This is a genomic window from Dactylosporangium maewongense (assembly GCF_039531485.1).
Classification (GTDB): Bacteria; Actinomycetota; Actinomycetes; order Mycobacteriales; family Micromonosporaceae; genus Dactylosporangium; species Dactylosporangium maewongense.
In genome coordinates this window covers 1-22,352 of sequence record NZ_BAAAQD010000061.1, presented here as the reverse complement: position 1 = coordinate 22,352, position 22,352 = coordinate 1, and the positions used below count along the sequence as shown (strand labels likewise).

20 protein-coding genes and 3 pseudogenes are annotated in these 22,352 nt (G+C 66.5%); 12 read left to right on the top strand and 11 right to left on the bottom strand.

All coding sequences use genetic code 11. From position 1 onward, the window contains the following. Window positions 1–937 precede the first annotated feature (937 nt). Window positions 938–2,773 carry a DUF4118 domain-containing protein gene (locus tag ABD332_RS58725; protein WP_344515675.1) on the bottom strand — a complete coding sequence of 612 codons (1,836 nt, stop codon included), beginning with the start codon at window positions 2,771–2,773 and terminating at the stop codon, window positions 938–940. Between the two features lie 328 nt (window positions 2,774–3,101). Here ABD332_RS58725 and ABD332_RS58720 point away from each other — a divergent pair, with 328 nt between their 5' ends. Beyond that, window positions 3,102–3,584, top strand: coding sequence for a hypothetical protein (locus ABD332_RS58720; RefSeq protein WP_344515673.1), 483 nt, complete (start codon window positions 3,102–3,104; stop codon window positions 3,582–3,584). A gap of 309 nt (window positions 3,585–3,893) precedes the next feature. Here the strand turns inward: ABD332_RS58720 and ABD332_RS58715 are convergent, their stop codons facing one another. Next, on the bottom strand, window positions 3,894–4,445 hold the full coding sequence (locus tag ABD332_RS58715) for an AAA family ATPase (protein ID WP_344515671.1): 552 nt from the start codon (window positions 4,443–4,445) through the stop codon (window positions 3,894–3,896). A 175-nt stretch (window positions 4,446–4,620) separates the two neighbouring features. On the opposite strand from ABD332_RS58715, the gene ABD332_RS60390 reads away from it, so the two are divergent. From ABD332_RS60390 to ABD332_RS58705, 3 genes and pseudogenes are all read left to right on the top strand, one after another. Continuing rightward, window positions 4,621–4,728 (top strand): DUF5999 family protein, encoded by a 108-nt coding sequence (locus ABD332_RS60390; RefSeq protein ID WP_425552467.1) that lies wholly within the window; start codon window positions 4,621–4,623, stop codon window positions 4,726–4,728. Beyond that, a pseudogene (locus ABD332_RS58710) lies at window positions 4,689–4,880 on the top strand (DUF5999 family protein); the annotation flags it as partial. The gene ABD332_RS60390 and the pseudogene ABD332_RS58710, both read left to right, overlap by 40 nt. Before the next feature lie 133 nt (window positions 4,881–5,013). Beyond that, entirely contained in the window at window positions 5,014–6,237 is a 1,224-nt protein-coding gene (locus tag ABD332_RS58705; RefSeq protein WP_344515669.1) for an MFS transporter, read from the top strand. A gap of 23 nt (window positions 6,238–6,260) precedes the next feature. Here the strand turns inward: ABD332_RS58705 and ABD332_RS58700 are convergent, their stop codons facing one another. The 8 genes from ABD332_RS58700 to ABD332_RS58665 form a co-directional block, all read right to left on the bottom strand. Further along, entirely contained in the window at window positions 6,261–6,524 is a 264-nt protein-coding gene (locus tag ABD332_RS58700) for a hypothetical protein (RefSeq protein ID WP_344515667.1), read from the bottom strand. A 2-nt stretch (window positions 6,525–6,526) separates the two neighbouring features. Next, on the bottom strand, window positions 6,527–7,255 hold the full coding sequence (locus tag ABD332_RS58695; RefSeq protein WP_344515685.1) for a transposase: 729 nt from the start codon (window positions 7,253–7,255) through the stop codon (window positions 6,527–6,529). A gap of 539 nt (window positions 7,256–7,794) precedes the next feature. Beyond that, entirely contained in the window at window positions 7,795–8,766 is a 972-nt protein-coding gene (locus ABD332_RS58690) for a MurR/RpiR family transcriptional regulator (protein ID WP_344515665.1), read from the bottom strand. Between the two features lie 85 nt (window positions 8,767–8,851). Beyond that, window positions 8,852–9,556 (bottom strand): ABC transporter ATP-binding protein, encoded by a 705-nt coding sequence (locus ABD332_RS58685; RefSeq protein ID WP_344515663.1) that lies wholly within the window; start codon window positions 9,554–9,556, stop codon window positions 8,852–8,854. Next, complete coding sequence (locus ABD332_RS58680; protein ID WP_344515661.1) at window positions 9,540–10,325, bottom strand: ABC transporter ATP-binding protein; 786 nt, start codon at window positions 10,323–10,325, stop codon at window positions 9,540–9,542. The genes ABD332_RS58685 and ABD332_RS58680 overlap by 17 nt, the downstream gene beginning before the upstream one ends. Next, window positions 10,322–11,338, bottom strand: coding sequence for a branched-chain amino acid ABC transporter permease (locus tag ABD332_RS58675; protein ID WP_344515659.1), 1,017 nt, complete (start codon window positions 11,336–11,338; stop codon window positions 10,322–10,324). Before ABD332_RS58675 ends, ABD332_RS58680 begins: the two co-directional genes overlap by 4 nt. 32 nt (window positions 11,339–11,370) lie before the next feature. Then, the gene (locus tag ABD332_RS58670; protein WP_344515657.1) at window positions 11,371–12,261 is read right to left on the bottom strand and encodes a branched-chain amino acid ABC transporter permease; all 891 of its coding nucleotides are present in this window, start codon (window positions 12,259–12,261) and stop codon (window positions 11,371–11,373) included. Between the two features lie 8 nt (window positions 12,262–12,269). Next, window positions 12,270–13,484, bottom strand: coding sequence for an ABC transporter substrate-binding protein (locus ABD332_RS58665; protein WP_344515655.1), 1,215 nt, complete (start codon window positions 13,482–13,484; stop codon window positions 12,270–12,272). 447 nt (window positions 13,485–13,931) lie between these two features. Between ABD332_RS58665 and ABD332_RS58660 the strand changes: the two genes are divergently transcribed. The 8 genes and pseudogenes from ABD332_RS58660 to ABD332_RS58625 all read left to right on the top strand — a co-directional run. Beyond that, complete coding sequence (locus tag ABD332_RS58660) at window positions 13,932–15,134, top strand: metal-dependent hydrolase family protein (protein WP_344515653.1); 1,203 nt, start codon at window positions 13,932–13,934, stop codon at window positions 15,132–15,134. Continuing rightward, window positions 15,131–16,525 carry an aminotransferase class III-fold pyridoxal phosphate-dependent enzyme gene (locus ABD332_RS58655; RefSeq protein WP_344515651.1) on the top strand — a complete coding sequence of 465 codons (1,395 nt, stop codon included), beginning with the start codon at window positions 15,131–15,133 and terminating at the stop codon, window positions 16,523–16,525. The genes ABD332_RS58660 and ABD332_RS58655 overlap by 4 nt, the downstream gene beginning before the upstream one ends. Window positions 16,526–16,586: 61 nt before the next feature. After that, window positions 16,587–17,312, top strand: coding sequence for a haloacid dehalogenase type II (locus ABD332_RS58650; protein WP_344515649.1), 726 nt, complete (start codon window positions 16,587–16,589; stop codon window positions 17,310–17,312). Then, window positions 17,302–18,768, top strand: a complete 1,467-nt coding sequence (locus ABD332_RS58645; protein ID WP_344515647.1) for an NAD-dependent succinate-semialdehyde dehydrogenase — start codon at window positions 17,302–17,304, stop codon at window positions 18,766–18,768. Before ABD332_RS58650 ends, ABD332_RS58645 begins: the two co-directional genes overlap by 11 nt. Before the next feature lie 24 nt (window positions 18,769–18,792). Continuing rightward, entirely contained in the window at window positions 18,793–20,001 is a 1,209-nt protein-coding gene (locus ABD332_RS58640; protein ID WP_344515646.1) for a CaiB/BaiF CoA transferase family protein, read from the top strand. Window position 20,002: 1 nt separating this feature from the next. Further along, window positions 20,003–20,845 (top strand): enoyl-CoA hydratase/isomerase family protein, encoded by an 843-nt coding sequence (locus ABD332_RS58635; RefSeq protein ID WP_344515644.1) that lies wholly within the window; start codon window positions 20,003–20,005, stop codon window positions 20,843–20,845. Then, window positions 20,842–21,678, top strand: a complete 837-nt coding sequence (locus ABD332_RS58630) for an HpcH/HpaI aldolase/citrate lyase family protein (protein WP_344515642.1) — start codon at window positions 20,842–20,844, stop codon at window positions 21,676–21,678. The genes ABD332_RS58635 and ABD332_RS58630 overlap by 4 nt, the downstream gene beginning before the upstream one ends. Continuing rightward, window positions 21,675–22,226: pseudogene (locus ABD332_RS58625) on the top strand (CoA transferase); the annotation flags it as partial. The gene ABD332_RS58630 and the pseudogene ABD332_RS58625, both read left to right, overlap by 4 nt. 24 nt (window positions 22,227–22,250) lie before the next feature. On the opposite strand, the pseudogene ABD332_RS58620 reads toward ABD332_RS58625, so the two are convergent. After that, window positions 22,251–22,352, bottom strand: a pseudogene (locus tag ABD332_RS58620) (IS5/IS1182 family transposase); the annotation flags it as partial.

Here is a 22,352-nt window from a genome sequence, read left to right as displayed (position 1 = left end):
CCGAGGGACGTGATCCGCACCGCTCAGCAGCATTACACCCGATCGGACTTCACCGATGGACGGGCGCGCGAGCATCTGCCGGGTATCGCGGTGTGGCCTCAGCTGCCCCGCACCCACGCCCAGCCGAACTGCCGACAGCGGCCCGGACAGGGGTGCGCCCGCAGCGGCCGTGCCGCGTGCTCAGCGACGCCGCCGGTGTTTTCTGGGCCTGCTGCCCGAGCGCACGCGTGACGCCTCGTCCGTCGCGCCTCGTCCGCAGCAGCTTCGCATGCGGGTGACGACGCGGAACGACCGTCGTCGGCCTGACCGTGCCGCGGCGGGCGGTTCGCCTGCGCAACGGACCATGCCATGACGCCCCCGACAGCATCGTTCGATGGCTCGGCCTCGCGCCGCGGCCAGCCGGGCCCGCGGCACGCCGCGGCGCATCCGCCGGGGAGACTGCAATGCTGAGGGGCTTGCGGTCTCCCCGGCACCCCCACCGGCGGCGGCCACGTCCGCACCACCGCCGGAGCGGGCTGCTGGCGCTGGACATCGCCCCGGAAGGCTTTCTCCACCATGGTTCGCAATCCGGACTACCAACGCGGCACACATCTTCGTACCGAGTCACTCGTGGAGGCGGTACTCCAGCCGACCCTCGAGGCTATGCGCGCTGTCTGGCCCGACCGCACGCACACACAACGGCCACCAAGCGGGTCAGCAGTGGAGGTAGCGCGTGTGATGGGTTCCTAACAAAGATTGTCGGCAGGGACTGTTGTCCTTTGTGGATGATCGTTTAGCATGCTGAGCTGTGCGGCATGGTGAACAGCCGCCGTGTACGGGCGCGGAGGTGACCCGCTGTCCGAGGTAAGGACCCCGTCTGATACTTCAACTCCGCTTGTGGGACAAGCCGTCTACAGATTGGCGGCCGTCTTGGAGCGGGTGGGACGGCCGTTCACTCTCACGCATAGTCGATGGGGATGTCGTTGACGGGGAAATCGGCCAGCAGTGCAGTCCCTTGGCCGGGTGGGCTTGCGATTTCCATGTGGCCTCCGAGGGTTTCGACTCGGTCTTGCATGCCGATCAGTCCGGAGCCTTTGCCGGGGTTGGCTCCGCCGATGCCGTCGTCACGGATGGAGAGCCGGAGGTTCGCGTCATCCGCTTCGATGCTGACGTAAACCACAGTTGCCCTGGCGTGTTTTGCGGCGTTGGTGAGCGCTTCTGACACGATGTAGTAGGCGCCGATCTCGACCCGCTCGGGCAGTCGCCCGTCGATGGCCAGTGTGAGGTCGACCGGTGTCGGGTTGCGGCGGGCGAGGGCCTTGAGGGCTGGCCCGAGTCCGCGCTCGGACAGGATCGCCGGGTGGATGCCCTGGGAGACCTCACGCAGTTCCTGGTGGACGCAGGTCACGTTATTCACCGTGTCCGACAGTTGGTGCCGGATGGGGTCGAGGTCGGTCGGCAGCGACGCCTCTATCCCGCGCAGTTGGAGGGCGATCGCGACGAGACGTTGCTGTGCGCCATCGTGCAGGTCGCGTTCGATACGGCGGCGGGCGTCGTCGGCGGCGGCGACGACGCGAGCACGGGACGCGGTGAGCTGCGCGTGGCTTTCGGCGTTGGCGATCGCGGTCGCGACGAGTTCCGTGAAGTCGGCCATGCGTGCTTCGGTGTCGGCCGGCAGGGGTTCGGGCGCCATGCACGCGTAGGTGGCCACGCCCCAGAGACGGCCCTCGACCACGATCGGCACGCCGACACCCGAGCGGATTCCCATGCGCCGTACCAGCGCGGCGATGCTGCCAACGGCGTGATCGTAGCTGTTCATCCGGGCCGCGCGGCCTGTGCGCAACACCGTAGCGATGACACTGTCGCCGTCGAGGCTGAGCGACCGCACGCCGCCCAGCCAGCCACGGGCCGCGACGACGGTGGCTGTGCCGTCCGGCTCGTAGCGGTGCAGCGCCGTTCTTTCCCAACCGAACAACCGGCCCATCTCCTCGATCACCGCGTCGAACACCTCGTCCGGTGAGGCACCACGCGCGACCAGCGTTGCCACGTGCCGCAATGAGGCCTGTTGCTCGGCAAGCGAGGTGGCCTGTTCACGGCTCGCCGTCAGCGAGTTGGTGATCGTTTCGCGGTCGAGCGCCGCGCGCAGCAGTGCCGCTATAGGCGGGACAATGCGCTGCTGGATGCGGTCGAGTGTGTGGTCGGACAGGTCGACGGGGACCAGGAGAGTGCCCAGGCGGGTGTCGCCGTCGCACAGTGCGAACGCCGCCCGGCGCTCGTCGGCCGCGACCGCCCCGAGCTCGATCGCCGCAGACGGCAACTCGAACGCCTGCGCGAGCCGCTGTGACGCGGCAGTGAGCACGGAGCGCAACTCGGCGGCGCCGAGGATGAGGTTGGCCAACTCGGCCGCGAGGTCGGCCTCCCGGCGGCGTTCGGTCGCCTCGACGGCGCGTAACCGGGCTCGGTCCGTAAGGACGCTGACCAAGAGCCCGGCGCAAGTGAAGACCAGAAGCCGTACGACATCCTGGCCGGAGGTGAAGAGTGCTAACCGCCCGTAGGGCGCGATGTGGAAGTAGTTGTAGGCGAAGGCGCTGAGCACTGATGTCACCGCGCCCAACCTGGCCCCCCACACGGCCGAGACCACCAAGACGCCGATCAGGTAGACCGCCCCTTTGGGACTCTCGTGGGTGGCCGCTTTGATCGGGTACAGCACCAGCGTCTCTGCCATGATGAGCGACACCGCGACCACGAGCCCGAGCGCGACCGGCGGAGCCGTCGGGTTCGCCAGGACCGACATCAGGCGTTCGATGAGCGATCGCCCACTTCCCGCGCCATGACGCGTGGGACACGCGTTCGGTCCGGACGGCGACCGGCCACATGCCGGCGATTGTTGTACGTGCTGCCGCAAGCCCATCAAACCAATGTCATTCATGGTGGATCGTGGTGAATCACCATTCTAACCCTCGCTATCGACTGACAGCGCGACGACATTTCCACGGGCCAACCAGGTAGCAAATGGCCCTGTTCAGGCCCGGTCTCAGCAATCTCGACAGCCTTCGCGGCACTTACGACGCCGTCACTACGCGTCGTGAGCTCCGGTCCCGGTGGCTGTCACCCGAGAATGGATGCGCGAACGGCTGCACAGGTCCAACGCTGCGGATGTGGACGAGTTGGCTGACCGGCCGATCCCGGGCCGGCGACGTCGGCTCAACCACCGCAGTTTCGCGAGACGGACCAGAAACCGATGCAACGCGGTGTCGAAGCAAGCCGTGGAGCTGACTATGGGTTCGGGGTCGATGATGGGCGAGCGTGGTGTAAAGCAGTCAACACTGGCGGTGACCGTCGGCGTGGTGTTCGCGGTGATGGCGGCGGGCCTGTTGATCGCCACGGTCAATGTCCGTGCCGCGATCGCCCGCGAGCAGGCGGCCAGCAGTCGGCAGGCGGAGTTCAAACAACTGGCCCAGGACCTAACTGATGCCACCGACCGACTGACGCTCGAGGCCCAGCTCTACGCCGTGACCGGTGACCTTAAGCACCTCGACGCCTATTGTTGTGGGCTTCCCCCGGGATGTGGACACCGGGTTATGCCGCGATCTGTTGCAGGGTAGCTGATGTGAGGGTTCGTTCGTGGTCGGTGGGGCTGTGGTAGCCGAGGGCTCCAGTAGATGAGCGCCCGCAGCGTCTGCTGTCTGGGCATCGCGGCCGGACTGCCGGTGCGCAGCAGCCCATACCGGTCCTCGAGCCGATCCAGCACCTGCTGCACTGACAGTGCACGTAGCCGTACCGCCGCCAGCTCGATGGCCAGCGGGATCCCGTCGAGGCGCTGGCAGAGCCGGGCCACGGCCTCGCGATTGTCGGCGCTCACTTCGAACCCCGGAAGCGCCGCCGCAGCCCGCTCCGCCAGCAGGCTGACCGACTCATACCCGCATCAACGCCTCCGCCGGCGGCGGAATTTTGATCCGGCTCCGGCACCGACAACGACGGCACCCGCATGGTGCATTCACCGTCAACCCCCAACGGTTGCCGAGACGTGGCACGCACCCGCAGCTGTGGGCAGGAACGCAGCAACGCGTCCACCAGCACCGCGCACCGGCCACCATGTGCTCGCAGTTGTCCAGCACGAGCAGCACCTGTCTGTCCGCCAGGTGCTCCGCCAGCCGGCTCACCTGCCAATCCGCCGTCACGGCACGCAGGCCAAGCGCCGAGGCGACCGCGGGCGCCAGCAACGCCGGGTCGTTCACCCCAGCAACATCGACCAGCCACACCCCATCTCGGAACGGGCGGTGCAGCTCCCTGGCCACACGCAGCGCCAACCGGGTCTTCCCGACACCGCCGACCCCGGTCAACGTCACCAGCCGGAAGTCGGACAGCGAACGTGGCACGTCGCCCAACTCGTGGCGACGTCCTACGAAGCTTGTCACGTCGACGGGCAGGTTACCGCCGCGGGGCGGTGACACCGATACGGCCATGACGACGTCACGCTAAGCCCGGCCAGCACCGGTCAGCGAACCGCCGCAGCCGATCCCTGCTTTCTCCAGCACAGGTACCGGCACAGGGGTTCTCCCGTGTCGTAGCCGGATCCCGGCCGCGAAGCTGGTGATGTTCAGACGGCGAACCGCCGTAGTTGCAAGATTGTAGAGAGGTGTGCCATGTGTCAGCACCAAGCCCTCCTGCCCGCCAGCGACCTCGCCCGACCACACCGTGGCCTTGGTCGTCGCGTCCCATCCGGAACAGGGGTGGAGCCTGTTGTGAACGGCGTCGTGGTGTTCGAGGACACCAGCGAGCTACTTCCGGACGGGCGGATCATCCGTCCACACCGACCAACCCACGCCTGCAGGACCGCACAATCGAGCGGGTCGCAACGGTCGCTGGCCGCGTGTGCGGCGAAGGATGAGAAAGGATGAGAAAGGATGCGTCAGATCAGGATCGACAAGCCAGGGCAACGACATCCTAGGTGAGGGGAATGGCATGGCTCGCTCTACGGCTGCTTCGGTCCCTAGTCGGCAACAGCGGGTGCGTACGATCGTCGGTACTGGGGTGGGCAACGCGATCGAGTTGTACGACTGGAACGTTTACGCGATCTTCGCGCCGTTCTTCGCTGCGCAGTTCTTCAACCTGAAGCATCCGGTGTCCGCGCTGCTGGCGACGTATGCGGTGTTCGCTGTGGCGTTCGTGATGCGTCCGATCGGCGGCTTCCTGTTCGGCTGGCTCGCCGACCGGCACGGCCGGCGCATGTCGATGCTGCTGTCGGTTGGTCTCGCTTCGGCCGGCAGTTTGCTGATCGGTCTTGCTCCGACGTATTCGAGTGTGGGCCTGACCGCGTCGGTGGTGCTCGTGCTGGCCCGGTTGATTCAGGGTCTTGCTTACGGCGGCGAGATCGCCTCCTCGCACACCTATATCGCCGAGGTGGCTCCGGCGCCTCGGCGGGGTCTATGGTCGAGCATCATCTGCATCTCGAGCATGTCGGCCCTCCTCGTGGCCACCCTGCTCGGTGCCACGCTGTCCACGGTGTTGGCCAAGCAGCAGATGGTCGGCTGGGGCTGGCGGGTGCCCTTCGTGGTCGGCGGGGTGCTCGGCATCGTCGCGCTCGTCTTGCGTCGCACGCTGAGCGAGACGAACGCGTACGAGCAGGCACGGACCGAGCGGCAGACCGGTTCCCGGCCCTCCATGATGCGGGGGATCTGGCAGAACCGTATCGCGGGGCTGCGCGTCATCGGGCTCGTCGTCGGCGGCACCGTGTTCTTCTACACGTGGCTGGTCGCCGCTCCGGCGTACGCGATCACCGTGAAGCACATCCCGGCGCCCGAGGCGTTGTGGTCCGGTGTCATCGCCACCTCGGTCATGATCGTGGTGTTGCCGTTCGCCGGTGCGCTGTCCGACCGTATCGGGCGACGGCCGAACTTTGTTTTCTTCACCCTCGCCGCAGCGGCACTGTCCTTTCCGCTGAACCGTCTCATCCAGAACAAGGCATGGCAGCTCACGCTGGCCATGACGATCGCGGGCGTCACGATCGCGTTGGTGGTGTCGATCCTGCCGGCGGTCCTCGCTGAGCTGTTCCCCACGCACGTGCGGGCCGCGGGGATCGGCGTGCCGTACTCACTGGCCGTGGCGCTGTGCGGCGGCACCGCACCGTTGCTGCAGACCTGGTTGGCCACCAGCGGGCGCGGTGATCTGTTCATCGGCTACTCCGTTGTACTGCTCCTGATCGGAACCGTCGTCGTCCTGGCCATGCCAGAGACCAAGGCGAAACCGTTGGAGTAGGCGATCCCACAACACCGTGAGCACTACAGTTGCCCGGCCCACGGGTCGATGGGGATGGCCTCGACAGCCCGGCCGACCGGGTCCAGGATGCGTCCGTATAGCTTCTCCTGGCGCAGCACAGCGATCCGGTCGAGAATGACGGCGGGTCCGGTGCCGGTCCGGGCTTGATGCTGGTCTTCACGGAACGTCACGTCGCGGATGTGGTGCAGCCGGTTCTCGATGTTTCGGTGGCGGCGGATCCAGTCCTGCAGGTCGGTGGGCTGGGCGTCGGCGGCGGGTAGGGACACGGTCAGGTAGGCGGTTTCGCGGCTGGTCCGGCCGGCGGTGATGCGGGTGTGGGTGACCCGGACGGCCTGTGCGGCGTGCGGGAACGCGATCCCGCCGGGGGTATGCAGGGTGATGGCTTTGACGGTGCGGGTCTCGCGGCGGCCGTGGCCGCGGTCGCGGGTGCGGTCCCCCGCCGGGACCTGGGCCCAGGGAAGTCGTTTGAGGTGAGCCGAACAAGGTCGGCTGGTTGGCTTTGACCTGTACGAGCAGGTGCGCGCCGCGGGCGGTGACTTCGGTGGCGGGTCTGGGTGTGCAGGGCGTCGGCGACGAATACGACCCCGGTCAGGTCGCCGTGCACGGCTTCGACGGCGTCGAGCAGTGGTGCGGACGCCGGGATTTCGTTCGGCTTCGCCTCGATGGTCACCTGGGCCAGGACGACGCCGGTGCTGGTGTCCAGGGCGGCGAGGAGATGGACGTGGCCGCCGTCGGGGCGGCGGGCGCCGCGCAGGGTCTTGCCGTCCACGGCGATGACGGTGCGGTAGCAGCGGGGCCGGGGCAGCGCGGGCCGGGTGCGGGTGCGCAGCCAGCCGGCGAGGACCTGGGTGAGCAGGCCGGCGTCGAGGCGGGTCAGCAGCCGCCACATCGTCGTGCCCGCCGGTACCCGGCGGCCGAACCCGAGCCGGGTCTTGGCCTGCTCGTCGAGGTCGTGCAGCCAGTCGCTGATCGCGGCGAATGACGACGCGCCTGCCAGGACGGCGCAGACCGCGACGGTGAGCAGACCGGCGAGGGATATCGGATCCCGCGTGGGTCACGCGGGATCCGGGACTGCGGCGAGGGCGTGCAGCAGCCCGCCGTGGTCACGATCAGTGACTGGGGCAGGCGCGAAGACCGGGCCAGGCGCGGTGACAGTCAGTGCGGGGATGAGGGATGATGCCATCTGCGGGTGAGTTCCTTGCGGGTCACGGGGCGTCGAGAACTCCATGATCACCGATACGGCTTCACCCGCTTCTTCGGCCCCGGTGGCGTCCCCTCACGGCATGAACCCCTGCTCAAAGCCTCGTTGCTCGACTACGCAATCGCCCAGCGGAGCGTTGCCAGGCGCGGGCGTTGGCCTGTCGGTCCAGCCCGGCCGACCGCAACCCACCCTCCGCAGGACGTTGGCCTGCGGAGGGTGGGTTGCGCCGAGGAGACCGGCCTGCCGTGTTGGACCCTGGACATCCATCCTGACCGAGGCCGACCAAGCGGACGGGATCAATGCACACCGCCATCAGGTCCGGGCTGCCGACCTCCTTATGTCTCGTCAAGTCGCCGGCCTCGTGGGCGATCCATCAAGCCGAAGTAGTCCCAGGTTTCCTCGGCTGTGGCGATGGTTCGCCGAGTCCGCTCGGGATCGAGCGAGGCGAGCTCAGCACACAGGGCTTGGGCTACCGAGACACCGGCCGTCAACGAGGGGAAGAATGAGACGCTCTCGGCGGGAGTCAGCAGGAGGTGATGAGCGTATGCCGCAAGGGGACTGCTGATGGTGTCGGTGATGGCGCAGACGGTCGCCTCACGGGCACGCGCGAGTTCGGCGGCCTGCACCGTACTGCGATACATCCGCCAGAAACTCACCGCTACCACGACGTCGCCGGGGCCGACTCCCGCGAGCGTGTTGGCCATCGTCGTGGGCTCGTCGAGCAGCAGCGCGGGATAGCCCATCAGTCTCACGTTGTGTGCCAACGCCTTGCCAACGGCCGCGTAGCTTCCCAGGGCGACCACCAGCGTCTGGCGCGAGTGCGCGATCGCGTGGACGACCGAGGAGAAGACTTCGACGTCTTGCGCCCGGGACAATACGACAAGCGCGTCCAGATCCTGTTGCACTGAGGCGGTAGCGGGTGAGCCCGTCAGCTGACCGTGTGCGGCCGCGACCTCGGGGAGGCTCAGCGACAGCAGGAACCGTGCCCGTAGCTCCTGTTGCAGCGCCGGCCAGCCGGCGAACCCGAGCTTTTGCGCGGTCCTGGTGACCGTGGCGATGTTGACGCCGGCGCGTTCTGCGACCTCCGCCGCACCGATGTACGAAGCAGACCGCGGATGTGTGGTTAGGACTTGAACGACCTTGGCCACCTTCGCGGACAACCCTTCCCGGGGGGTGCGCGACTCCAGCCAGCCACTGAGTCCCGCAACGTCGGAGCCATCTGTGGGCAGGACCTCGCCAGACGGCTGAGGATTCAGTTCGCCGTGCTCGTCCTGCGGTACGTGACTATCGGTATCGAAGCGACCCATTGATCCAGCCTACCGAGGGGGACTTGCGGCTGGGGACTGGGCACTTTGTGGTCGTGTTAGCTCCTTGGCGGTGTGTCTCATACGACTATCCACGGACTGCACTTGAATCCATGAAGGCGGCTCGGGTCATGCGGTCGACCTCTGCCTTGTCGCTGGATCGGGCAGTGCCGAGTATGTGTCCTGCGGCGATGAAGAACATGACGTCGGATGCCTGTCGGGCCCTTTCCACGTCCTGCTCGACGAGCAGTGTCGTGCCGGAACTCCATGCCTCGCGCAGCTGGGAGTAAACGTCGTCGACGACAATCGGGGCGAGGCCCAACGAAGGTTCGTCCAGGATCAGGAATTTGGGCCGGCGAATGAAGGCGCGGCACAGCGCGACCATCTGCTGTTCGCCGCCTGAGAGGTTGCTGACCTTCTCCGCCAGCCGCCGGCTCAACCTAGGGAAGGAACGCTCGATGAAGTCTCTGTCTTGCGCGGACAGCCGTCGGTAACCGAGTTCGAGGTTCTCTTGAACGGTGAGCGAGTTCAGCATGCCGCGCCCCTCGGGCACGACGGACATCCCGTGCTTTCGAGATCTGCGGTGAGGCGGGACCGTGGATAGCTCGGCTCCATCGAACTGGATCGTGCCGGTTGACCGGACCAAACCGAGTATCGAGCGGACCAACGTCGTCTTGCCTGCGCCGTTGGTTCCTACCAATGCCACCGTCTGGCCTGTCTCCACCGTTAGTGTCACATCGAACAGCGCTTGGGTTTGTCCGTACCACGCATTTAAGTCATTGATGGCGAGCATCTTCGGCTCCAAAGTAGGTCGCCTGGACACGTGGGTCGGCGACGATCTCGTCCGGCGGGCCGGCGGCGACGAACGCGCCGCCGGCCAGCACCACGACATGGGTACATAGGCGTCGCACCATGTCGATGTCGTGCTCGACGACGACCATGGTCATGCCGAGGCTCCCCTGGACCTCTACGAGGGTGTCAAGGAGAGCGAGCCTGGCCTCCCTGTCCATCCCGGCCATCGGTTCGTCGAGCAGCAGAACCTTCGGCGATCCCGCGATCGCCCGGGCGATCTCAACCAGACGCCGCTTGGCGTAAGGCAGCTCGGCCGGCATGCGTTGGGCAAGGCTGCCCAACCCGACCATGGCCAACGCATCGATGGTGACGTCGTGGTCTCGTCTGCGGGCAGCCCGGCCCTTACCGATTCCCAGAACCTGCCTGAGCGGAGAATGCCGCTGGAGACCCTCGCAGCCGAGTGCCACGTTGTCGAAGACGGTCTCCTTCTCCAACAGCCGTACGGTCTGAAACGTCCGAACGACGCCGGACAGCACGCGCGCCCGAATGCCATCCGCGGCGAGATCAGATCCGTTCACCCGAACGCTGCCGGAGCTGGGTACTTGGAACCCCGAGACGACGTTCAGCAACGTGGTTTTGCCAGCTCCGTTGGGTCCGAGCAGGCCGCTGATACCGCTCGCCGGGAACTCGCAGGAGACGTGGTTGAGCGCGGTCACCGCGCCGAATTCGACGGAGAGGTCGTCGACTTGGAGTCCGGTCGAATCGTTCATGCCGCGGTCTCCGTCTCCTGCGTCGGCGGGCTGGGCCTGCGGAACCGCAGCGAACCGAGACGCTGCCGGACCGTACTGATCTGACCGACGATCCCGTCGGGGGCCAGCAGAGCCACGATGATCAACATGAGCCCGCCGAGGAGCGGGTAGCTTTCGGAGAGTCCGACGGCGGAGAACAGCCGCGGTACGAGGACGATGTACGCCGCGCCTATCCATGCCCCGGCGACGCTGTTGGCGCCGCCGAGCAGGACGGCGATGAGCAGGTAGCTTGATGCGAACAGGTTGAAGTCCACCGCCGATATGAACCCGGAACTGAAAGCGATCAGCCAGCCGGACGTGCCCGCGAACGCGGACCCGAGCAGAAATGCCAGAACCTTGGTTTTGGCGACGTTGATGCCGACCGACCGAGCGGCCTCGATCGAGTCGCGGATGGCGACCATGCGCAGGCCGGCCCTCGTCCGTGCGATGCGTGTCGTGAGCAGGGTTCCGAGGTACGCGAGCACAAGCCCGGCCCAGAGCGCATCATCGGGGTCCAGTAGCGCCAGGCCGGCTATCTCAATCGAGGGGGCGGAGAGTCCTTGCGTGCCCCCCGTGATCGACGGGGTGTTCTCTATGATCCAGTTGAACAGGAACCCGAATGCGAGGGTGACCACGGCGAACCGCAGACCCGACAGTCTCATCGCGGGCCCGGCCTGAAGGGCGCCGAAGAGCAGCGCGGCGGCGATCGAGAGGACGAGTGACACGGCCGGTAGGACACCGTTGTTGACGCTCACCACGCCCACGTATGCGCCCACACCCATCGAGGCGGCATGGGCGAGCGACAGCTGACCGCACCTGCCGTACAGCAGGAACAGGCCCAAGCACGCGAGCACGTAAAATAGGCCCTGACCGACGATGAAGAGCCAGTAGCTGCTGAGCACCAGCGGAGCGGCCACACCGACCAGAGCGAATGCGGGAATCGCGATCGCGTGGTTCAGCGCCGAGCGACCTCGAGGCCCGGGCACTGCGCGCACGTCGCGCCCACCTGTTGGCATAGGGACCCCTCTCATGGGCGTACCTGTTCATCAGCGATCCAGCGGGAAGGTGCGGCCGTGAGTACGACGATGAGGACCACGAAGATTGCAGGGACGCTCGCGGTCGAACCGAAGAACAGTCCCACGAGGGATTCATAGGCGCCCAGTAAGACTGCGACGAGCACCGGTGCCCAGAAGCGTTCGAGGCCACCGACCATCGCCGCTACGAAGCCGTTGATCAGTATCGGGAGCATGAAGCTGGTATCGACGAACAGGCGGCTGGCGAAGAGGATCGAGACCAGCCCGGCGATGAGCCCGCCGAGCATCCAGACACCGGTCCGGACGAGTCCCACATTCACCCCGAACGATTGCGCGATGGCCGGATCCTCGGCACACGCGCGAATCGAGACCCCAAGGCCGGTGCGCTTGATTGCCAGGTAAGCGATCACGATGATCGAGCCGCTCATCACGGCGACCAAGGGGTCGCTCATGTTGAGGTAGGCGCCCGGGGCGTTCCAACCGCGGTCGGCCAGGAGGGGAACGTACGCGTGCGACTCCGAGCCGAACACCTGCTCGGCGGCCGCCGTGAGAACGAGGAACATTCCCAGGGTGACGATGAGGTCAAAGCTCGGCCGGATCCTGGAAGCGCGACGGATGACGAACATCTCGGTCGCACCCGAGATGACGATCGCCGCGCCAAGACCGGCGACGAGCGCCATCCACACCGGCAGGACCCGTTGCTCGTACAGGAACCAGCTCCCCAGTGCGGCGATCATTCCGGTCTGCCCGTAGGCGAAGGAGACCTGTTTGCTGACCCGGAACATCAGAATGATGCCCAGGACGAACAGGGCGTAGAGGCAGCCGGTGCCGAGGCCCGCAATGAGTGTCGTCAGTATGTCACTGGGCTTTGGAAGTCCTGACATCAGAACACCTATTTGGCAGGGTTCGCGAACGGCTCGACCGTTACCAGCGATCCGCCCGTGATCTGGTCCACCTCGATGGCTGTGGAACCCTGCCGGTCCTCCTTGCCGAAGGTGATCGGCGGGACGAGGCCGGTCTCGTAGCCAGACAGAGCGTTCAACGCGTCGATGACGCAGGGGCGTGTCACGTACGTCGCCTTCTCGATCGCCTTCGCAGCGACCATGACCTGGACCCAACCGATCTCATTGAACAGCGTCGGCGCTTCGCCGGTGAGCTCCATGTAATGCTTCCGGAACTCGGCGACGGCGGGACTGTCGGATCCGGGGTTTGCCACCGGGTTGGCGACCAGCATGCCTTCCGAGATATCGCCGTAGGATGCGATCCAGCTCTTGTCGGCCATGCCGGGCCAGGCCGCGTAGCGGGGCGAGAAGCCGAGCCGTCGAGTCGCGTTTAGGAAGCCGGCCGTGTCCCCGTTCGTCATCAGCAGGACGACCAGGTCCGCACCGAACGCCTTGACGCTGGTGGCGAGTGGGGCGAAGTTGGTCGTGCCCGCGGTCTCTGGGAAGTATTCGACGGCGATGTCAGACGCCGCGAGCACTGAGTCGATACCCCGCCGCGCGTCCTCCAGGATGTCACCCTGGATGCTGACGACGCCGATCTTCTTCACGTCACTGTGCGCGATGGCGTACTTGACCAGCGCGGCAAGCTGGGCGCCGTAGTCAGGGAATAGCATGTACAGGTACGGCGTTTTCATCGTGCCCAAGTTGCTCGACCCTGCGTAGGGCCCGACCGCCGGTACGTTGAACTGGTTGAGGGTGGGAGCCCAGGCCAGCGTTGTTCCGGTCCCGCTGCCCCCGACCAGCATGAAGACGTTGTCCTGCTGGATCAGCTGCCTGACGTTGGCCTGCGCCTTGGCCGGCAGGTACTGATCGTCGAGGAACTTCATCTCGATCCGTCGCCCGTGCAGCCCACCCTGTTTGTTAAGGAATTGGATCGCCGCCTCTTCGCCCTTCCGCGCGTTCTGCGAGGTGGAAGCCGCCGAGCCCGACAGCGGCAACGTCGTTCCGAGCGTGATGATCTCCTTCGTGACGCCCGAGCTGACCTCGTCCCTGCACTCGTTCGCGGCACCGCCGCCAGGCTGTCGGGCAGAGGACGAACACGCGACCATCGAGGTGCCGACGCCGATGGCGACGATCGCGGCCAACAGGCGGTTGTTGAGTTTCATAGCTCATGCCCTCCGGGCCGAATCTGATCTGGGAAGCCTCCTCGCTGCTGCGGGAAGGCTGATCTAAGAGGGTTTGCCTTTCTCTGCGGACCGAGGGACTCGACTCCCGTCGTGCCGCAAGGCTGCCGTGTGGCACCGGACTCTAGCGAGGACTTCAGTTGGTTGCAAGAGAGCTTGCAATCTTGGCATTCTGCATGGATGATTGCATCGCCGCTCGAGTTGCCCCTGCGATGTGAGCACCAACGACAGCCCGCACTCTCAGCCTCGGCTTCCGCAGCGAAGGACCGACGAGGTACCCGGTGGTGCACCGAAACGCGGCGACCACACCGCGTCGTGACCTCAAAGTCGCGACCCCGAAACAGGCCGGGGCCTCGACCAGTGGCGCATCAGATGTCCGAGGGAAGGACTACAGGTATGGCCCACCCACCCCTACACATCCGCCACGCGATGGTCGCTGATATCGAGACGGGTACGTACGGCGAAAACATTGACCTGATCGCGGTCGGTGGACGCATCGAGGAACTCGGCTACAACCTGACGACGCCGGCGGACGCACGAGTCCTGGACGTGGCAGGAGCGGCGGTGATTCCGGGACTGATCGACGCGCATGTGCATGTCACGGCGGCGACCGTGGACCTGGCCACCCTTCCCCGATGGGCGCCCAGCTATGTGCACGCCCACGCCGGCCGCATCATGGCGGGGATGCTGCAGCGGGGCTTCACTACCGTTCGTGATGCCAGCGGAGCCGACTACGGGCTCGCTCGTGCCCAGCGGGAAGGGCTCATCCGCGGCCCCCGTCTGCTGTACTGCGGGAAGGCCCTGAGTCAGACCGGCGGTCACGGCGACAGCCGTGGCGCGGGGGACCACGTGCACGACGCTCACCCGTGCTGCACGGGAATCGGTCGGGTCGCCGATGGCGTCGATGCCGTCCGCGCGGCGGCACGCGACGAACTTCGCCGCGGCGCCGACCATCTGAAAGTCATGGCCGGCGGGGGAATCGCCTCTCCCACCGATCGGATCGACTCGACCCAATACTCGCTGGCGGAACTGACGGCGATCGTCGAGGAGGCCACGGCCGCGAGCCGCTACGTCGCAGCCCACGCCTACACACCGCGGTCGGTCGAGCGCGCATTGCAAAGCGGTGTCCGGTCAATCGAGCACGGAAACCTCATCGACGAAAGCAGCATCAAGCTGCTCGTAGCTCACGAAGCGTTCTTGGTGCCCACGCTCGTCGCCTACTGGGCGCTGCATGAGCACGGCCGAGAGTTCGGCCTGCCACCGTCCAACTTCGAGAAGCTCTCGGCGGTGATGAATGCCGGCCTCACGGCCATGGAACGAGCCAGCGCCGCCGGCGTGAAGATCGTCTTCGGCACCGATCTCCTCGGTGAGCTCCACGACTTCCAGTCCATGGAGTTCAGGATTCGCAGCGAGCTACAGCCGGCGCTCACCGTCCTCCGCGGGGCCACGAGCCTCGCCGCGGAGCTCGTGGGAATGACGGGCCAGATCGGAACGACACGCGTGGGCGGGCATGCCGACCTTCTGGTTGTGGACGGCGACCCGCTCAGCGACGCCACCGTACTTGCCGAACCGGCGAAGCACATCGTCTACGTCATCCAAGGTGGCACCGTCGTGTCGCAGCGTAACCCATGACCAATCAGCTGAGGACGCCGCCAATGTGGTCACACGACCGATACCAGGAAGCCCTCCACAAACACTTGCTCCTTCACTTCGGCAACCACGGGAAGTTCTCCGACGGCTGGCAGCCCCCAGTCCTGGTCCGAGGCGACGGGGTGCACGTCTGGGACACCCAGGGACGCCGCTACATCGATGCGCTCAGTAGTCTGTTCTGCGCACAGCTCGGCTACTCCTACGGGGACGAGTTCGCCGCCGCAGCGAGTGCGCAACTCCGTCGACTGTCATTCAACACGCTGTGGAGCACGGCGCACGTGCCAGCGATCGAGCTGGCCGAGCGTATCTCCGGCATCGCGCCACCGGGGATGTCCAAGGTGTTCTTCACCGGCGGCGGCTCGGAGGCAGTGGAATCGGCGTACAAACTGGTCCGTCTGTACCACAACGCTCGCGGCGAGGGCCGGCGGGTGAAGGTGATCGCCCGGCGCACGGCGTACCACGGGCTGAGCCTCGGGGCGCTCGCGATGACCGGAATCCCGGCGCTCAAGGCGCCGTTCGACCCGCCCGCGATCAGCGTCCACCACGCCCCCAACACAAACCGGTACCGCACCCCGGAGGTGGATGAGGCCGCCTTCGCCGCCCGCCTGCTCGCCGAGACCGAGGCCGTCATCCTCGCCGCGGACCCGGCGCAGGTCGCCATGCTCATTGCTGAGCCGGTTCAGAACGCCGGCGGGTGCCTGACGCCACCGGCTGGCTACTGGCAGGGGCTGCGGGCTCTAGCGGATCGGTACGGTTTCCTGCTGGTCGCGGACGAGGTGATCACCGCATTCGGGCGCGTCGACGGCTACTTCGCCGTGGCTACAACGGGAATCGTCCCGGACCTCATCACGGTCGCCAAGGGAATCACTTCAGCGTACGCACCACTCGGTGCGGTCATCATCAACGAGCGCGTGGCGGCGCCACTCTATGAGCCGAACCGCCCGCTCTCGCACGGCATCACCTTCGCCGGACACCCCCTGTCGGCATCGATCGCCCTGACGAACCTCGAGATCTTCGCGCGCGACGAGGTGCTGGCGAACGTCACGAAACTGACTCCCTACCTTGCGCAAAAGATGGCCGCCCTGCGCGATCTGCCGATGGTCGCCGATGTCCGCGGTGACGGCTTCTTCTGGGCGGCTGAACTGGCCGCGCTGAGCGGGGAGCGTCTGGGCGACGCGAACCGAGAGGCACTGATCCGCGGCTACCTGCCGCGGAAGTTCCGGGAACTCGGACTCATCGCCCGGGCCGACGACCGGGGCGATGCGGTCGTCCAGATCGGACCGCCCTTGGTGAGCACCGCATCGGACCTGGACGAGATGGTCGCGTTGCTCACGCAGGCGCTCGTCGAGGCCCCGCAAGAGCTCTTCGAGTAACAGCCACGCGCGTTTAGCGCCGTGGACGCGAATCAACCTAAACCAGAATGGAGACGACCCGATGCGACTGTCTGACTTTCGCGCGCTGAGCTTCGACTGCTACGGAACCCTCATCGACTGGGACTCCGGCATCTCAGCGGTGCTCGGGCCGTGGGCCAAGGACCGCGGGCTCGACATCTCCGCCGAGCAACTGCTCGCCACCTACGCCGCGAAGGAGGCGGAGGTCGAGGCCGAACTGCCGCACGAGCTCTACCCGGGCATCCTGGCGGAGAGCTTCGCCCGAGTCGGCGTGGAGCTGGGCGCATCGGTGTCCGCGGACGACCGGGAGCGCCTGGCCACCTCGGTGCCCGACTGGCCGGCCTTTTCCGACTCCGCGGAGGCGCTGGCGTCACTGCACCAGTACTACCAGCTCATCATCCTGTCGAACATCGACAACGCGTCGTTCGCCAAGAGCAACACCAAACTCGGCGTCACCTTCGACGCCATCCTGACCGCGGAAGACATCGGGTCGTACAAGCCCGCGCAACGCAACTTCGACGTGCTCTCCGCCCATCTGCGATCCGTGGGGCTGGACCAGAGCCAACTGCTGCATGTCGCCGAAAGCCTCTTCCATGACCACGTGCCGGCCCAACGGCGCGGCGTCAGGACGGTCCGGATTCTCCGTCAGCAGCCGAAGTACGGCTGGGGCGCGACACCTCGTCCGACGGTGGACGTCGAGCCGCACTGGGAGTTCGCATCACTGGCCGAGTTCGCCCGTGCCCGAGCCGAGGACGAGCATGGATCCTGAGCAAACCCGCTCCGCGATCAGCAGTGTCCCGAAGGACCTCTTCGTCGGCGGCTACTGGACGCCTGCCGAAGGCAACAGGACCATGCCGGTCGAGAATCCGGCAACAGGCGACGTCCTGTGCGCCGTCGCCGACGCTGACCGCTCTGACGCCGTCCGTGCCATTCGCGCGGCCGCAGACGCACAAGCTGCCTGGGCGGCGACCCCGCCCAGGCAACGCAGTGAGTTGCTGCGCGCCGGGTATCAGGCACTGCTCGAGGCACAGGACAGCCTCGCTCTGGTGATCTCCGCGGAGGTCGGCAAGCCATTCGCCCAGGCGCGAGCCGAGGTGGAGTACGCGGCCGAGTTCCTGCGCTGGTTCGCCGAGGAGGCAGTCCGGGTGGCCGGGTCGTTCGTTCACCATCCGGAGAACCCGGCCAGGCGGACGATCGTCATGCGCCGCCCCATCGGTCCTTCACTGCTCATCACACCGTGGAACTTCCCGCTGGCCATGGGGACTCGCAAAATCGGCCCGGCGCTCGCAGCTGGATGCTGTGTCGTGCTTAAGCCGGCACCGCAAACGCCGTTGTCCGCACTCGCCCTCGCAGAGATCCTGACGCGGGTCGGGGTGCCCGGTGGCGTCGTGAACGTTGTGCCAACGTCCGCCGCAAGCCCCATCGTGACCGAGATACTCGCCACCGGCCTCGTGCGGAAGCTGTCGTTCACAGGCTCGACCGCGGTCGGCAAGCGTCTGCTCGAACAATGCGCTGCCTCGGTCATCAGCACGTCGATGGAGCTGGGCGGCAACGCCGCGTTCATGGTGTTCGACGACGCCGACATCGACGCTGCCGTCGAGTCTGCGATGGCAGCGAAGATGCGCAACATGGGGCAGACCTGCACCTCGGCGAATCGCTTCTACGTCCAGGCCGGCATCGCCGAACCGTTCGCGAAACGACTCGTCGAACGGTATCGGGGTCTCCGCATGGACCTCCAGCAGCCTGCGCTCGGTGACGTCGGCCCACTCATCGACGGCACGGCGATCCGCAAGGTGGACCGACTCGTACGGGACGCAACGCGGCGCGGCGCCACGGTGCTCCTCGGCGGGGCCGCCGCCGAAGGGCGAGGACACTTCTATCCTCCGACCGTGCTGGCCGGCGTCTCCCCGGAGAGCGAGCTGTGCTCCACGGAAATCTTCGGCCCCGTCGCGGCACTGATGACGTTCGAGGACGAAGCCGACGTCGTGGCGCACGCCAACGCCACCGAGTTCGGTCTGGCGGCCTACGTCTTCACCCGCGACCTCAGTCGGGCGCTCCGCGTCAGTGAGCAACTGGAGGTCGGCTGTGTCGGGCTCAACACGGGCACCATCTCCGATCCGACCGCACCCTTCGGCGGGGTCAAGCAATCCGGCCTGGGCATTGAGGGTGGGCCGGACGGCATCAAGGAGTTTCTGGAGACGAAGACCGTTGCTGTTCAGCTGTAACGGCGGTCGCTGAGTGGAGAACGAATGACTGAGACGAGTTACCCCCCGCACGCCTTGGATGGCATCACGGTGCTCGACGCCGCCACGTTGGTGGCCGGCCCACTCATCGCCACCTACCTGGGCGAGTACGGCGCGGAAATTATCAAGATCGAACAACCAGGATCTGGAGATCCCATCCGCCAGTGGGGCTCGTCCAAGGACGGCGTCAACCTGATGTGGAAGAGCCTGAGCCGGAACAAGAAATCCGTCTCACTCAACCTACGCGCGCAGCGGGGCCAGGAGATGCTCCGCCAGCTCGCCGCCACGGCCGACGTCCTGATCGTCAACACCCGCCCCACGACGTTGCGAACATGGAGCCTGACCTACGAGCGCCTCAGCGCCGCCAACCCAGGCTTGGTCATGGTGCACGTGACGGGCTACGGAGCGGGCGGCCCGTACAGCGATCGCCCCGGTTTCGGCACGATCGGCGAGGCCATGAGCGGGTTCGCCCACCTCACCGGCGAACCGGACGGTCCTCCAACGCTTCCCGGCTTAATGCTCGCCGACTGCATCGCGGGTGTGCACGGGGCTTTCGCCGTCGCAACCGCATTGAGGTACCGCGAACGAACCGGAAACGGACAGTTGATCGATCTGAGCCTGCTCGAGCCGATCGCCCGCTTCGCCGAACAGGCGACCCTCACCTACGACCAACTGGGCGTGGTACCCGGCCGCGAAGGCAACCGGTGGAGCATCAGCGTGCCCCGCAACACATACCAGACCGGCGACCGTCAGTGGATTGCCCTGTCAGGGAGCTCGCCGACGATCGCGCTTCGCGTCTACGACGCGATCGGCCGGCCCGAACTCAAGGAGGATCCCGAGTACGCCGATCCGTCGCGCCGCATCCAGAATCGCGACGCGGTCGACGACCTGATCGCCCGATGGGTGCGTGCCCGACCGCTCACCGAGGTTCTGGCACGCTTTGCGGCGACCGGCGTCGCGGCGGGGCCGGTGTACGACGCGGCCCAGCTGATGGCGGACCCGCATCTCGCGGCGCGAGGGACCTTCGTCACGGTGCCGGACGAGGACCTGGATCGCGTCCGGGTCCAGGCGCCGGTCGCCCGCATGTCGAGGACTCCCGGCCAGATTCGCCACCTTGGCCGGACCGTCGGGGCGGACAACACCACCGTGTACGGACGACTGCTCGGGCTTACGTCGCAGGATCTCCAGCAGCTCCGATCGCAGGGGCTGATCTAGCGTGGTCACCGCACAGCCCCAGCGGGCTCCAGGGGCGGCCATCCCGCCGCGGCACATCGGGGCTGGCAGCAACTCGCCGATCCGTTGTACGCGGGCCGGGCGCATTGCCGTGGTGACGCTCGACAATCCGCCGGTCAACGCCATCACGGTCGATATCGCCAGGACCCTGGGTGCCATCGCCGCATCCGTGGCCTCGGATCCTGACATCGGCGCCTTGATCATCACCGCCGCCGGCGGCCGGATGTTTAGCGCCGGCTCGGACATCGTCGAGTTCTCCACGATGCTGGGACCGGGCCAAGCGGTCGAGCGGAAGCTGCGCCCGCAGATGAGGGCCTTCTCGGCACTGCATGATCTGAACAAGCCCACGATCGCTGCACTCAACGGTCACTGCCTCGGCGGCGGCCTGGAGATCGCCGTGTGCTGTGACCTGATCGTAGCGGAGGAACAGATCCTCATCGGCTCCCCCGAGATCAAGCTCGGCCTGTTCCCCAGTAGTGGCGGCACATTCAGGGTGGCCCGGCGGATCGGTCCGGGCCGGGCCAAGCAGCTGCAACTGCTCGGAGAGCCCATCTCGGCCCGTACGGCCGCGGAGTGGGGGCTGGTCAACGAAGTCGTCCCCGCGGGGCGATCATTCGATCGCGCCATGGTGCTCGCGCAGCAGTTCCTTGCGTTGTCACCGCTCGCGATCGGCCTCTGCAAGTTCGTCATCGATGCGTCCTGTGACAGCGACGACACCGCAATGACCGAAATCTCCCTCCGTGCAAGCGAGCAGGCGTTTACATCTGCCGCCTGTGCGTCAGCCGTCGAGGCGTTCCTCTCGAGTCGGGCCAGGAGGGACGCGTGAACGACCGTGAACTGCGGACAGCAGCGCTGTCCGACGTCGTTGCACGGGCCCGTAGTTTTCTCTTCGTACCAGGCGACCGACCACATGTGGTGGCCAAAGCCATCGCCACAGACGCTGACGTCGTCATCGTCGACCTGGAAGACTCGGTACCCCCGGAGAATAAGTCCACGGCCCGCGCAGCCCTCGATCGCAACGCGGGTACCGAACGCCCCACCATCATCCGGGCTAACCAGATCACGGCAGCGGTCGGGCAGCAGGACCTCCAAGCCTTGCCCCGAACAACCGTGGTAATGGTCCCCAAGGCAACGCCAGAGTCCGTCGACGCACTGCGGCGCGCCTATCCGTCGATCAGCGCGGTAGCGCTCATCGAATCCGCCGAGGGCGTGGCCGAGTGCGATTACATCGCGGCGCAACCAAACGTGCTCCGTCTCGCGTTCGGCCACCTTGACCTGGCTGCCGAGCTGGGGATCGACCCCGACGATGACATGGCGTTGCTGTGGGCCCGCTCCCGCCTGGTCTACACGTCCGCCCGGCGGCACCTCCCCGCTCCCATCGACGGGATCACCGCCAACCTAACCGCCGTCGGCAAGCTGGGTAGCGACACGCGCCGAGCGAAACGCCTCGGATACGGCGGGAAGCTACTCATTCATCCGTCCCAGATCGCGCCCGTCCATGCGGGCTTCGCACCGACTCGCAGCGAACTCGACTGGGCACACCAGGTGCTACGCGAAGCGGGTCGCGGCGTGTCCGCCGTCGACGGCGTGATGGTCGACGAGCCGGTCCTCCGCCGGGCCCACAACATTGTCGCCTCGACCGAAACAGGCATGCCATGAAGGTGTCCGCGAACCCGACGAGTCCGTTGGGCGGCATCACAGTCCTGGAGATTTCGTCTTTCGTAGCCGCACCCCTTGCCGGCATGACGCTGGCCCACCTCGGCGCGGACGTGATCCGCATCGACCCGGTCGGCGGTGGACCGGACGCACGCCGCTGGCCGATCAGCGACAGTGGGCAGAGTCTGTACTGGGCTGGGCTAAACAAGGGAAAGCGCTCGGTACACATCGACCTCAGGACGCGTTCGGGGCAACTCCTGCTGCATGAGCTGCTTCACGTCGGCGGCGATCGCGGTGGGATTGTGATCTCCAACGTCGTCGGGCAACCTGCGCTGTCCTACGATCGGCTGCGGGAAGAGCGCAGCGACGTCATCCACGTCCAGGTCAAGGGCCGGGTCGACGGCAGCACGGCCGTCGACTACACCGTGAACGCGGCGACGGGGTTTCCGGCCGTAACCGGTCCGGCGGCATTGTCCGGACCGGTGAACCACGTACTGCCGGCGTGGGACGTCGCCTGTGGTGTCTATGCCGCGTTGGGCGTCGTCACGGCACTTAGAGCGACCGGCAAATGGGCGTTACTTGAGCCTGCGGGTGGTGAGTCGGGTATCCCAGCGGTAGAGCGCACGGGCGCGGCGGATGAGTTGACGGACTGTGACGAAGGCTGCGGCCAGATACAG

What these genes read in the sequence shown, in the direction of transcription:
- ABD332_RS58725 (WP_344515675.1), bottom strand. Translation starts at nt 2,773, where the DNA reads ATGTCGGTCCTGGCGAACCCGACGGCTCCGCCGGTCGCGCTCGGGCTC.
- ABD332_RS58720 (WP_344515673.1), top strand. Translation starts at nt 3,102, where the DNA reads ATGCGCGAACGGCTGCACAGGTCCAACGCTGCGGATGTGGACGAGTTG.
- ABD332_RS58715 (WP_344515671.1), bottom strand. Translation starts at nt 4,445, where the DNA reads ATGGCCGTATCGGTGTCACCGCCCCGCGGCGGTAACCTGCCCGTCGAC.
- ABD332_RS58690 (WP_344515665.1), bottom strand. Translation starts at nt 8,766, where the DNA reads ATGGGTCGCTTCGATACCGATAGTCACGTACCGCAGGACGAGCACGGC.
- ABD332_RS58685 (WP_344515663.1), bottom strand. Translation starts at nt 9,556, where the DNA reads ATGCTCGCCATCAATGACTTAAATGCGTGGTACGGACAAACCCAAGCG.
- ABD332_RS58680 (WP_344515661.1), bottom strand. Translation starts at nt 10,325, where the DNA reads ATGAACGATTCGACCGGACTCCAAGTCGACGACCTCTCCGTCGAATTC.
- ABD332_RS58670 (WP_344515657.1), bottom strand. Translation starts at nt 12,261, where the DNA reads ATGTCAGGACTTCCAAAGCCCAGTGACATACTGACGACACTCATTGCG.
- ABD332_RS58665 (WP_344515655.1), bottom strand. Translation starts at nt 13,484, where the DNA reads ATGAAACTCAACAACCGCCTGTTGGCCGCGATCGTCGCCATCGGCGTC.
- ABD332_RS58660 (WP_344515653.1), top strand. Translation starts at nt 13,932, where the DNA reads ATGGTCGCTGATATCGAGACGGGTACGTACGGCGAAAACATTGACCTG.
- ABD332_RS58655 (WP_344515651.1), top strand. Translation starts at nt 15,131, where the DNA reads ATGACCAATCAGCTGAGGACGCCGCCAATGTGGTCACACGACCGATAC.
- ABD332_RS58650 (WP_344515649.1), top strand. Translation starts at nt 16,587, where the DNA reads ATGCGACTGTCTGACTTTCGCGCGCTGAGCTTCGACTGCTACGGAACC.
- ABD332_RS58645 (WP_344515647.1), top strand. Translation starts at nt 17,302, where the DNA reads ATGGATCCTGAGCAAACCCGCTCCGCGATCAGCAGTGTCCCGAAGGAC.
- ABD332_RS58640 (WP_344515646.1), top strand. Translation starts at nt 18,793, where the DNA reads ATGACTGAGACGAGTTACCCCCCGCACGCCTTGGATGGCATCACGGTG.